This is a genomic window from Lelliottia sp. EB106-05-01-XG201 (assembly GCF_058791735.1).
In genome coordinates, this window is the sequence record NZ_JBYTDV010000001.1 from 565,854 (window position 1) to 578,295 (window position 12,442).

The following is a 12,442-nucleotide window of genomic DNA, read 5'->3' on the forward strand; positions in this document are numbered from 1 at the left end:
GGTAAGGCGTAGCCGCCACCCGGCACAACAACGCTACTTGCTCAAATCCACCTGATAAATCGCAAACCCAATATCGTCGTTACCGACGTTTTTCATCGGATACTGCGCCTTATCTTTGATAAACGCCGCCGCCTTGTCTGACGGTGACGTCTCAAAGCGAATATCCAGTTTGGTATCGCTCTGAATCGGGGCCAGACGCCAGTTATTGTCGGCCGCCGGATGGATCGCGCCATCTTTCTTCGACTGCTCGCCAATCCACGCCGCCAGCACCGAGCGGTTTTCGTCCGGTGACGCAAAGGCGATATGGCTATCGCCGGTTCCGGCGAATTTCCCACCGTAGGCGCGATAGTTATTGGTCGCCACCAGGAACACCGCGTTCGGGTCGATCGGCTTGCCGTTGAAGGTCAGATTCTTAATGCGTTCCGCCTGCGGGTTCACCGTCTGGCACTCGCCGTCATATTTCGCGGGCTGCGAAACATCAATCTGGTAATCCACGCCGTCGATCACGTCGAAGTTATAGGTGCGGAAACCGTCCCAGTTGATCAGCGACTGCGGCTTGCTGCTGTGAACGTCGATCTGGTTAAACTGCCCAGCGGAGCACTCCAGCCACTCCTTCACCTCTTTGCCCGTGGCTTTCACCACCACCAGGGTGTTCGGATACAGATAGAGATCCGCCGCGTTGCGGAATGTGAGCTGGCCTTTTTCCACTTCCACGTAGCTGGCCGGGTCGTTCTTGCGTCCGCCGACTTTGAACGGCGCAGCAGCCGACAGCACCGGCAGTTTTGCGAGGTCCGGATCGCCCTGAATAAAGCGCTCAACGTAGGCTTTCTGCGCCATATTCACGACCTGGACAGTGGGATCGTCCTGTACCAGCGCCAGATAGCTGTACATATTGTCGGAGGATTTCCCGACCGGTTTGCTGACGAATTCGCGGGTGGCGTCGTGATCGTGTTTCAGCACGTTCAGAATGTTTTTATCTTCCGCCGCCAGCGATTTTTTGGCCGCCGCGTCGTAAATCGGGCGCGCTTCGGCCTTCGACTGCGTCACCTGCCATTTTCCGCCGTCGTTGTTCAGCACCAAATCCACCACGCCCAGATGATCGCCCCACATGCCCGGCATCACCGACGGCACGCCGTTCAGCGTCCCTTTCTCGATATCCGCGCCCTTAATGCTGGCGAAATCTTTGCCCGGGAAGACCGCGTGCGCATGGCCAAACAGGATGGCGTCAACGCCCGGCACTTCGCTGAGGTAATAGACGGAGTTCTCGGCCATCGCCTGATACGGATCGGCAGAAAGGCCCGAGTGCGCCACGACCACAACCAGATCGGCCCCTTTCTCACGCATCTCCGGCACATACTTGCGCGCGGTTTCGGTGATGTCGTTGACGGTCACTTTGCCCGAGAGATTGGCTTTATCCCAGGTCATGATCTGCGGCGGGACAAACCCGATATAGCCGATTTTTAGCGTCTGTTTTTTACCGTCCTGATCGACGACCTCGGTCTCTTTGATCAGATACGGCGTAAACAGCGGCTTATTGGTCTTAACGTCGATGATATTGGCGTTAACGTACGGGAATTTTGCGCCAGAGAGCGCCATATGGAGATAATCCAGCCCGTAGTTAAACTCGTGGTTACCGAGGTTGCCGACGGCGTAATCCAGGGTATTCAACGCTTTATAAACCGGGTGAATATCGCCTTTTTTCAGCCCCTTCGCGGCCATGTAGTCCCCGAGCGGACTACCCTGAATTAAGTCGCCGTTATCGACCAGCACGCTGTTTTTCACTTCGCCGCGCGCGGCGTTGATCAAACTTGCGGTGCGTACCAGTCCGAATTTTTCTGTCGGGGTATCTTTGTAGTAATCGAAGTCCATCATGTTGCTGTGCAGGTCGGTCGTTTCCAGAATGCGGAGATCAACCGTCGCTGCCTGCACGCTCGCGGCAATCAGCGTCGCCAGGAGCGTTGCGCTAAACTTAATCATCAGAGGAGTCCTTTTTTCGATCCAAGCCACAAAAGAATATGTATGTACATTTTGTTGCTTACAGAAGTGTGAATCCTGCCAGAAAAAAGCGCCGTGAAACCAGAATTGCTTCACAGATAGCGGAATTGTTTACAATACGATATAACTAAAACAAAGAGTTATGACCACTGCGATAACAAAGAGGTGGAGAATGTTAGAGAAAATTTGTCAGCTCGCACGGGATGCGGGTGAGGCCATTATGCAGGTCTACGATGGCGCGAAGCCGATGGATGTCGTCAGCAAGGCCGACGACTCCCCGGTGACGGCGGCGGATCTCGCGGCCCACGCTGTGATCCTGAAAGGGCTACAGGCCCTGACGCCGGATATCCCCGTGCTGTCTGAAGAAGATCCCCAGAGCTGGGATGTGCGCCAGCACTGGCAGCGCTACTGGCTGGTGGATCCGCTGGATGGGACCAAAGAGTTCATCAAGCGCAACGGCGAGTTTACCGTCAATATCGCGTTGATTGAAAAAGGCAAAGCGGTGCTGGGCGTGGTCTACGCCCCGGTGCTGAAGGTGTTGTACAGCGCCGCAGAAGGCAAGGCGTGGAAAGAGGAGTGCGGGACGCGCAAGCAGATCCAGGTGCGTGACGCGCGACCTCCTCTGGTGGTGATTAGCCGCTCCCACAGCGACGGCGAAATGCAGGAGTACCTGCATCAAATCGGCGAACACCAGACCACGTCGATAGGATCATCGTTGAAATTCTGTCTGGTGGCGGAAGGGCACGCACAGCTCTATCCGCGCTTTGGGCCTACCAACGTCTGGGATACGGCGGCAGGCCACGCGGTGGCATCCGCCGCGGGCGCACACGTTCACGACTGGCAGGGTAAGCCGCTGGACTATACCCCGCGCGAGTCGTTCTTAAATCCGGGCTTTCGGGTCTCGATTTACTGACCGAGCAATTTATGCAGCAGGGCGACAACCTGCTGCACCTCTTCCTGCGTCAGTGCGCCGTCTTTCGCCCACTCAACGCGGCCCGCTTTGTCCAGCACGATAATCGCTGAACTCTCCTCTTCCAGCCCCCAGGCTTTGCGCGTCACGCCGTTGCTGTCGACAATAAACTGCGACCACGGATAGAGCTTTTTATTGCTCTCCAGGCTGCTGCGCACAAACATGCCCGAGCCTGGGATCGCATCGTCGGTGTTCACAATGGTGGTGGTCTGGTAGCGGTCGTGAGGGAATTTTGCGGACTTGATCGCTTCAACCAGAGTGGCATTTTTCTCTTTTGCCGAGGTGCGACCGGCAATATGTTGCACCACTCGCACTTTCCCCGCGAGCTGCGCGCTATTCCAGGGTTTATAGCTAAACTTATCATTGTCGAGAATCAATTCTCCCCGATCGGCGATACCGATCGGTGGCACACGCTGTCCATTTTCAATGTTATGCGCGAAGGCCATCATCGGCAGTAACAGGCAGGCTGCGGCCAGGATGTTACGAAGGGTCATGGTGTTTCCTTATAGTTGCAGGTGATCCGACCACTTGGTCTTACGGTTTAATCATAAGTGCGATCAATCGGCTTTTCCCGCAATCCGAATGCCAGTTTGCGGGTGAACGCACATAACCGTAAAAAAACGAAGGCTTATACTGTTTTGTGAAACGCTATGCAAAGAATGTTCTGAATAATTGTAATCAAACGGTAAATAAACTTATGCATACTGGGTATCAACGTTTTTCTGGTCTATAGTCATTGAGCAATAAATTTGCGCTCAGGACAGTCGGCCCGATTGTGGCGCCGCAAGAGCGTATGATTCGCAGGAGATACAAGAATGAAAATTTTCCAACGCTACAACCCGCTTCAGGTGGCGAAGTACGTGAAGATCCTGTTCCGAGGACGTTTGTACATCAAGGATGTTGGCGCTTTCGAATTTGATAAGGGCAAAATTCTTATCCCGAAAGTTAAGGACAAACAGCACTATTCTGTGATGTCCGAAGTCAACCGACAGGTTATGCGTCTGCAAACTGAGATGGCTTAACCGCGTGCTATGCAGTAGTTAAAGCAGTATAAAAAAAACGGCTCCCGAGGGAGCCGTTGATATTTGTGGGGCGCTTACGCCGACACTTTCTCTTCCGCGTCCGGCAGCTTCGGCACCAGGACCGTCGGTTTGTTATCAATGCGCGTCACCAGCAGCTGGTCGATGCGGTAGTTGTCGATATCCACCACCTCGAATTTGTAGCCGGAGAACTTCACCGAGTCGGTACGTTTCGGGATTTTACGCAGCATAAACATCATGAAGCCGCCAATGGTCTCGTAGTTGCCTGACTGCGGGAATTCGTCGATATCCAGCACGCGCATCACGTCTTCAATCGGCGTGCCGCCGTCTACCAGCCATGAGTTCTCATCGCGCGCCACGATCTGCTCTTCCAGACCCTGACCGACCAGGTCGCCCATCAGCGTGGTCATCACGTCGTTCAGGGTAATGATCCCCACCACCAGCGCGTATTCGTTCATGATCACCGCGAAGTCTTCCCCGGCGGTTTTGAAACTTTCCAGCGCTTCGGAGAGCGTCAGGGTGTCCGGCACAATCAGGGTATTGCGGATCTGCACGCCGCTGTTCAGCGCCAGGCTTTGATTCGCCAGCACGCGGTTCAGCAGGTCTTTCGAGTCGACGTAGCCGATGATGTGGTCGATGTCTTCGTTACACACCAGGAACTTAGAGTGCGGATGCTCGGCCACTTTGTTTTTCAGGCTCTGCTCGTCTTCGTGCAGATCAAACCAAATCACGTTTTCACGCCCGGTCATGGAGGACGGTACGGTACGGGATTCCAGTTCAAACACGTTCTCGATCAGCTCATGTTCCTGCTTACGCAGCACACCCGCCAGCGCACCGGCTTCAAACACCGCGTAGATATCATCGGAAGTGATGTCATCTTTACGCACCATCGGCAGCTTAAACAGACGGAAAATGGTATTCGCCAGGCCGTTGAAGAACCAGACCAGCGGACGGAACACGTACAGGCAGAAGCGCATCGGGTTGATGATGCGCAAAGCCACAACTTCTGGCGCAATCATACCGATGCGTTTCGGGGTTAAATCCGCGAACAGGATGAACAGGCCGGTCACCAGCGAGAAGGAGAGAATAAAGCTCAGCTGCTCGGAGAGTTCAGGCGCGAAGTACTTAGAAAACAGGCTGTAAAAAGCCGGAGAAAAGGCCGCATCGCCCACGATACCGCCGAGAATGGCGACCGCGTTCAGACCGATTTGCACCACGGTAAAGAACATACCGGGATTTTCCTGCATTTTCAGGACGCGTTGCGCATTGAGATTGCCATCGTCGGCAAGCAGTTTAAGTTTGATCTTGCGGGAGGCGGCCAGCGAAATCTCAGATATCGAGAAAAATGCACTGACGGCAATAAGACAAAGTATTACTAAAATACTGTTTAACATAGTTTATCCGGCTTCTCGCCAGATCCTCGGAAGGGAAGTTGATTTCATTCGTGTGAAGACACATTGAACATCGGCTCGTAGCGTTGAGCCGATTATTTCAGCGGGTAGTATAGCGTAAACGAGTGTAAATCCGCCAGAGGTCACATTTTGACTTTTATGTACCGATAAGTGTTGTGTTTGGGAGTTGATGGGAATTATTCTCATTAAAAGGGTTTTCATGCAATCTTTACTGGATCTTTATCTAATCTTTATACTGCAAAATGTGCGTTTTTTGACAGAGTCGCTTCCACTGAACGCTCTTTTATGTGGCAGCGTCGATTACTAGGTAAACTTCTCTGAGTTAGGCTACGGACACAGGACAAGAATGTGGCTGAGTACTGTATCTTACAATTCGATTGTGCCAGTAAAAGAATGGAGGTGTAGGAATCGACTATTATTTTTAATTATGCATAAAGCTTATTAGGTAGTTATTATTGATTGGGCAAAGAGTAGTGAAGTGCATAGTGAAAAAAAACATGCAGTTTTTGAGCGAGAAAATTTATGGGATTATGGGAGGGCTTATTTTTTTGCTTTGTGTGGAAGTTATATTTCGGAAGGAAGAAGAAAGGATATATGCCTAGTGTATAGCCATATATCCTTTCGATATCTTATGCCTCAGTCATCGACTTTTTTAGTATCTTAATACGAACTCTTGCGTATTTTATTAATTCTGTTAAATAATTGTCACCTAAATTCATTTCTATAATACTGAGCAATCCCGCATAACGTTCTTCAGATTCTTTATCATTGTTCAGTCTCCATATGAATGAACTATAACGAAACATCTTTATTAGACTATCGTTGTCGTTTCTGTCAACGAAAACAGCCCACAGGATGCGGTGTGTTTTCTTAAGCTGGATGTCAATCCTCTGAGTATAAAAATATGAGTAAGCCTTGCATAAGGTCATAACATCCGCATCGGTGATTTCAGAAATCAAATTATGATCAAGGAAATAGAGATTTCTATGAACTATTACATTGTAAACTGAGTAGCTATCTGTAAGGTTGCGTAGAGCTGAATCATACAGTTTAGGATTCTCTATGTTATCTTCTTGAAGTTTCGCGATTGCTAAAAGAGCCTGGCTCTTTATAACATTAAAACCTAATCTTTCAGCTTTACGTTGAACCTTTCTTAAATTAGTGATCTTATTCTGGAGCGGTGACTTCTCAGCCAAAATAAGCTCGGCATGAGTATATTGAGGTGAATCGCTTTTGCTTATTTTTTTTACTTCTAATGCATATTTAATTGTATCATTGTCAAATTCCTCAGTTGAATATGCTAAAGCAATCTGTAACTTACAAGTAGCAAGTTCATGCTTTTCGAATAAACTTGGTTGTTCTAAAGCTAATAGCATTTCATCTACTGAAGCTTTTCTATGGCCAAGCATTCTCAAACCCTTGGCAAGTGAAAAATGAAGTCTCCCAAGAGGAATTAATTCTGATGACTCTTTAATTAAAGCTTTGACTTCCGTTGCTGCAAAAACTAAATCTCTGTATCTGTCATTGGTTTCAAGGAATTTGAAGAATGCTAATGCAAGGTTAAATGTGGCTTTTATTTCTCTGCGAGCATCGTTTTCAACCGCATTTCTAAGATATGCACAGATTAATATATGAGCGTTTCCAGGGCCAGATTTATTGAAATCATGTAAATATCGTAAGGATGATTGATTAAATTTGATATCTCCACTGATCCAATTATCACCAAATGTAATATCGAGGTATTTTTTTACAATGTCAAAATATTCTTTTTGGTCAATGTCTTGCCTGATGTAAATACCAACTAATGGATGTATAACGTGGATAGGTTCTTTCTCAGTAAAACCTCTATCACTCAGTACGGTGACCTTTTCTGATGTGTTAATTAGCCCAGCATTACACAATGTTAAGAAATCATCTGTTGTGAAAGGTGATTTTGAATTAAATCGTCTTAACCTAGAAAATGTTTCACCATATTGTAAAATTGACAAAATTTTCAATAATGAATAATGTTTAGTATCATTTTTGTTATTAACAAAACCTAATAGAGATTCTTTTAATCTAGCGGGAATTGGATCATCTTCATTAAATTCTTCGAAATCTATTCGTTCGTTATGTTCATCTTCTATTAGCGTTGCAATGCCACTAACTTTTAGCTGCACTAAGATGTTATTCAATCTTGATGGTAAACCAGCTGATAAACGAACAATTGAATCAAAGCAAGCTTGAGTTAAGTAATCATTATCGCCTTCAGGATGCTCTTGGATATAGGTCTTAATATCTGGCTCAGTTAATGCTTTTAAAGAGATCATCGGTATGTTTAAATGTACTAATGAGTTATCGCCACTAATTATTATCATTAGGTTTGGAATGTAATCCAACAAAACGTCAATTAGTTTTAATAATTCAATTTGCCACGATATTTCATCTAGGGATGATACCTCTTCAAGTAATAGCGTAATGTTTTCTTCTTCTGCGGCAAGCATAACAAAATTTTGAAGCCCTTGACCAAAGCGCTCTTTAAAACTGTTATCAACATCATCAATAGAAAGGCAGTTAACTAAATTAATATTATAAATTTGTTTCTTATACAAAGGGCTTGTTGGAGTTTCAGTTACCGAATAAATGAATCCATTCCGTTCAGTTCCCCATTCAGATGATAATGATACTACTTTATGTACCTTTATTTCTTCTGAGAATTGTGTTTGCTCAACTAACCTGATGTTTTTATGTGCTGGATACCTTTTTAACGACATCGGTTCGTATGGAAATACTGTGTTTGATTGGGTATCATCTCCAATGATAAAACTTTTTATTTCACTCTTTACTGTTTCAAATGAGATTTTTGTATTATAAGATCCTGAATCTGTTTCTTTTAAATCTATTGCTTTTTTTTCTTCAGTAAACGATTGCAATTCAGATAGAAAATCATTGCATTCAATTCCGAAGTAAGATCTAAAACGACCTCTCTGTGTTATGTTTTTGACATTTGATAATAGCTTTTCATATTTTTTTTGAACTATCAATTCGTCGTTTTCATAGAAAGTCCATATCACATCAACGTTGGCATTTGAATCATATGCAATATCACTTAAAGACTCTAAAAAAACATCATCCCAACCACCATAAGCTATAACTAATACAGTCGTGTTTTTTAATACCTGGGATAAAGATGATTTTAATAAAGGTCTTTTTGTTGTTAACTGTTTTGGTGTGTGTAATGTATCAGAGCCTTCCCAGAATCCATGTAAATGTACAACATTTACACTGTTTGGTAATTTGTCAAATGAATGATTCCAGCTTCCATCTGTCTGGAAAATTGTTTTAATTGGATGCATTCCATGTTTCTTAATCCCTTCTTCTATTAAAGGATCAAAGTTTGTAGTTATTATATTGGAGATGTTTAAGGCTCCCGTTGATATAGTTTTGCATAGAGCATTAAGGCCTCTTGGTATATACCAAGTTTCTGTTTTTTTATCGTATGCTTTTAATACTGCTCTACTTATTATTTCATTGACTACATCTTGGCTTAAATAATTTTTTATAAAATCAAAACCATCTTGATACCTTTCATTTGAATTTTCGGAGGTTACTACATCAATAAAATCTTCATATAACTCCTCCTTTCTAATAGTATCTTCAATCATACCAACAATTTCTGATACCGATGACACTCCCGGTGAATTAGGGCTATCTGAGGTTGAGACTGGAGACCCTAGCAAAATTGTTATCGGTTTTTTGCTTTTCGTAATAGCACTTAACAGGGCCTTAGTCGATGTAAAACGGTTTGCCATAGTAATTCCTGTTATGTATTAGAGGTTGTTCCTTATCTAATGATTCTATGGGATCTTTTTATGAGTTTCTATAGAGATACCCAATAGATGTATCAATTTAACTTACTTGTGAAATCTCATTTGCTCAGACATGCGTCAAAAAATTAAAGCTGAACTTCTTTATTTTTGATTACTAATCAGGATGTTATATGAATTGTTATGTTAAAGTAGTTGTGTGCGAACCATCACGCTCCGTTCAATCATAGGTAATAAGGGTATAAAGTTTTCATAAGCAACTCCAGTATACCGAAACATACAAACTTGACCGTATCTACAGCTTCTCTTAAGGTCAAAATACATAAATTATTATCAAACCCTTACGAGTACTGACTTAAAGCCCCAGTAAAGTGAATTCAAAATGGCTGTTTAACATAGTTTATCCAGCTTCTCGCCAGATCCTCGGAAGGGAAGTTGATTTCATTCGTGTGAAGACACATTGAACATCGGCTCGTAGCGTTGAGCCGATTATTTCAGCGGGTAGTATAGCGTAAACGAGTGTAAATCCGCCAGAGGTCACATTTTGACTAAAAAAAGGCCGGGCAGACCGCGCCGCCCGGCCCTGGGGTCAGGAGAGACTGACGTTATCCACCGGTCGCCGTGCGGCGTTGCCGCCCCAGACTTCGTCATATTCATAGCCGGTGAGCTGCTTGATGATCACGCGGGTGCGGTCGTCGCAGTCGCGATAATCGCCGCCCAGTTTGCGACGGGCGATCTCTTTGAGCAGCAGCTTGTGGGTCTCGCGCGTCAGCTTGAACTTGTAGGTGGTGATAAAACTCACCGCCAGCAGCGCGGAGGTGGCGAACAGCATCAGACCGATGATGGCGTACAGCGCCGATTCAGGCTGCGCGCCGCTGCCTTTCACGAATCCGGACTCCTGCAACACCACGCCGATCAGCATGATCGCCAGAGCAACGGTACTTTTGCGCGTCAGGACCATGACGCCGGCAAAAATCCCCTCCCGGCGCTGCTGGGTGACTATCTCGTCGATATCAGGAATGAAGCTGTAGATATTCCACGGGATGTAATACAGCCCGGAACGCGCCGCGCCCAGCAGAATAAAGACCGCCGAAAACAGCAGGGCAGGAACCTGAGTGTCGGTGTAATAGACGGCGAACAAGAATGCCAGCACGAAGAAGATACAGCCGTAAGAGATGCGCAGCGCCGCCGACGGGGAAATATTCAGCCGGTTTAACAGCAGCATAAATCCGTAGGTGCCGGGCACCGAGGCAAACGCCGCAACGCTTAACCAGCCGGATACCGCCGCTGCGTCCTGGCTCAGGCAATAGACCACGTAATAAGTAAAAACTGAACCGAACACATCCATCGCAGTAAAAGAGAAAATATAGATGATGATGTGTAAGCGGAAGGCGCGAATATGGAACGCGGAGAAGAGATCCAGCACCAGATATTTCAGGTGATTGAGTAAACCGCTACTGCGGTGGGTCTCTATTTTAAAATCAGACTCCTGATGGACATCTTTTGCCTCCCACGTCGTGCGCCAGGTAATAAAGACCGCGAGACAGAAGACGCAGGAGAAAATGAATCCGGTAAGAGTGTAGGTGAAAGGATTATCTTTTCCGGTGAAATGCATAATCACGCCCGGCACCGATACTGCGAGAAAACCGCCGAGCTGGGAGCAGATCATGCGCACCCCGGACAAGCGGCTACGCTCTTCGTACCGGTTGGTCATCTCTGCGGCCAGGGTCTCCCAGGGCACCAGCACCATCGCCGACAATAATTCAATCGACAGATAAGTCCCGAGATAATACCAGTAGCCCATGTCCGTCACCCACAGCAGGGCATATAAGAACATCAGCGGGGAACTGAGTAATAAAAAGAAGCGACGCCGACCGAATTTCCGCCCAAGCCAGGTATCGCCAAAATTGTCGGTGATATAGCCCATGATCGGGCTTAATACGGCATCAATGACGCGAGCAATGGCAAAGATAGAACCGGCTTCGAGGACGCTCAGTCCGCAATAGGTGGTATAAAAAAATAACAGCCAGGTGCCAATAATGGCGAAAGCGCCTCCGCCAAACAGATCGGTTATGCCGTAGCCAAGGGCCACATCATAACCAACCCTGCGTTCAGTTGGTTTGACCATAATATTGATACTCAGAGTAGGGTTATTATGAACCAGATTATTTCTGGCCGTTTTTTATTCACTGCTGATTTATCTCAATCCATTGCCGCATCTGGGATGATCGATATATTGCCTCCACGAGGGTGAGTGATTTCCCGGCTTCGCGAATATCGGTGTAATCCGCTTTATCAGGATCCGTGAGCGCGGCGTAAAAATCACCGATGGCGTGCTGATGGCCCAGCCCCCAGTAACTTTTTGCCGCTCCGTTGGGTGAGGCGTCGCTGACCAGTTTGATCCGCTCGCCGTTTTTGATTCGCCACAGGGCGTTATCAAACAGCTGCAGCGTGGCGTTTTCGCAGTGGATTTCAAGCCACAGCGGTGAATCGGTGGTGTGGCAGTTGCTGGCGTAAAACAGCCCGCGCGCACCGTTGGTGAAGTGCAGCGTCGCCATCGCGCTGTCTTCGGCTTCCGTCACGTCGGCCAGCTCGCCGCTGTCGACGACTCCTTTCAGGCGCGTCACACCGCCCGCAAACCACTGCATCAGATCGAGCGTATGAATTGCCTGGTTGATCAGCAAACTCCCGCCCTCGGTGGCAAAACGCCCGCGCCACGGGCTTTGGGTGTAATAGGCCCCCGATCGCGACCAGGTGAGCACGGCTTTAATACTCAGCATCCTGCCGTGGTCTCCCTCCGCCAGCTCGCGACGAATGCGCTGGCTGGTGGGGTTGAGCCGGTTCTGATAGCACACGCCAAGCAAGCCCGGCGCGTTTTGCGCGGCCATTGCGATCTCGGCGATTTCGCCCCCGTTCATCCCCACCGGTTTCTCGCAGAACACCTGTTTGCCCGCCGCGAGGGCCGCCAGAATCATGCGTTTATGCTCGAAATGCGGCGTGCAGATGTGCACCACGTCGATCTCACCGTCGAGCAGCATTTCGCGATAGTCCTGATAAAAGCGGCACTGATACGCCATCGCCAGCTTCAGACCCCGTTCACTGTCGATATCGACCAGCGCGCGCAGGGTTACGCCGGGCATCTGGCGCAGGGCGTTGACGTGGCAGGTGTGGATCGCGCCGCCGCCGATAATCGCCGCATTGAGCATTTTCATCGCGCCT

Annotated in this window: 8 protein-coding genes; 2 read left to right on the plus strand and 6 right to left on the minus strand. The window is 47.6% G+C overall.

The genetic code is table 11. The features are described 5' to 3' along the window. Nucleotides 1-33 precede the first annotated feature (33 nt). Nucleotides 34-1,977 carry a bifunctional 2',3'-cyclic-nucleotide 2'-phosphodiesterase/3'-nucleotidase gene (locus tag AC3WS9_RS02660; protein WP_285145738.1) on the minus strand — a complete coding sequence of 648 codons (1,944 nt, stop codon included), beginning with the start codon at nucleotides 1,975-1,977 and terminating at the stop codon, nucleotides 34-36. A 190-nt stretch (nucleotides 1,978-2,167) separates the two neighbouring features. On the opposite strand from AC3WS9_RS02660, the gene cysQ reads away from it, so the two are divergent. Then, a complete protein-coding gene (gene cysQ / locus AC3WS9_RS02665; protein ID WP_492486555.1) occupies nucleotides 2,168-2,908 on the plus strand; it encodes a 3'(2'),5'-bisphosphate nucleotidase CysQ in 741 nt (246 codons plus the stop codon). On the opposite strand, the gene AC3WS9_RS02670 is transcribed toward cysQ, so the two are convergent. Then, on the minus strand, nucleotides 2,902-3,459 hold the full coding sequence (locus AC3WS9_RS02670) for a YtfJ family protein (RefSeq protein ID WP_282493341.1): 558 nt from the start codon (nucleotides 3,457-3,459) through the stop codon (nucleotides 2,902-2,904). The two genes, cysQ and AC3WS9_RS02670, sit on opposite strands and share 7 nt — an antisense overlap. 321 nt (nucleotides 3,460-3,780) lie before the next feature. Between AC3WS9_RS02670 and AC3WS9_RS02675 the strand changes: the two genes are divergently transcribed. Next, on the plus strand, nucleotides 3,781-3,987 hold the full coding sequence (locus AC3WS9_RS02675; protein WP_012015808.1) for a DUF1107 domain-containing protein: 207 nt from the start codon (nucleotides 3,781-3,783) through the stop codon (nucleotides 3,985-3,987). Nucleotides 3,988-4,061: 74 nt separating this feature from the next. Here AC3WS9_RS02675 and paeA read toward each other — a convergent pair whose 3' ends face one another. The 4 genes from paeA to AC3WS9_RS02695 all read right to left on the minus strand — a co-directional run bounded on the left by paeA (nucleotide 4,062) and on the right by AC3WS9_RS02695 (nucleotide 12,435). After that, nucleotides 4,062-5,399 (minus strand): polyamine export protein PaeA, encoded by a 1,338-nt coding sequence (gene paeA, locus AC3WS9_RS02680; RefSeq protein WP_282493342.1) that lies wholly within the window; start codon nucleotides 5,397-5,399, stop codon nucleotides 4,062-4,064. Between the two features lie 647 nt (nucleotides 5,400-6,046). Then, on the minus strand, nucleotides 6,047-9,208 hold the full coding sequence (locus AC3WS9_RS02685) for an SIR2 family protein (RefSeq protein WP_492486558.1): 3,162 nt from the start codon (nucleotides 9,206-9,208) through the stop codon (nucleotides 6,047-6,049). 604 nt (nucleotides 9,209-9,812) lie between these two features. Then, the gene (locus AC3WS9_RS02690; protein WP_492486560.1) at nucleotides 9,813-11,351 is read right to left on the minus strand and encodes an MFS transporter; all 1,539 of its coding nucleotides are present in this window, start codon (nucleotides 11,349-11,351) and stop codon (nucleotides 9,813-9,815) included. A gap of 58 nt (nucleotides 11,352-11,409) precedes the next feature. After that, entirely contained in the window at nucleotides 11,410-12,435 is a 1,026-nt protein-coding gene (locus AC3WS9_RS02695) for a Gfo/Idh/MocA family protein (RefSeq protein WP_492486562.1), read from the minus strand. Between the last annotated feature and the right edge of the window lie 7 nt (nucleotides 12,436-12,442).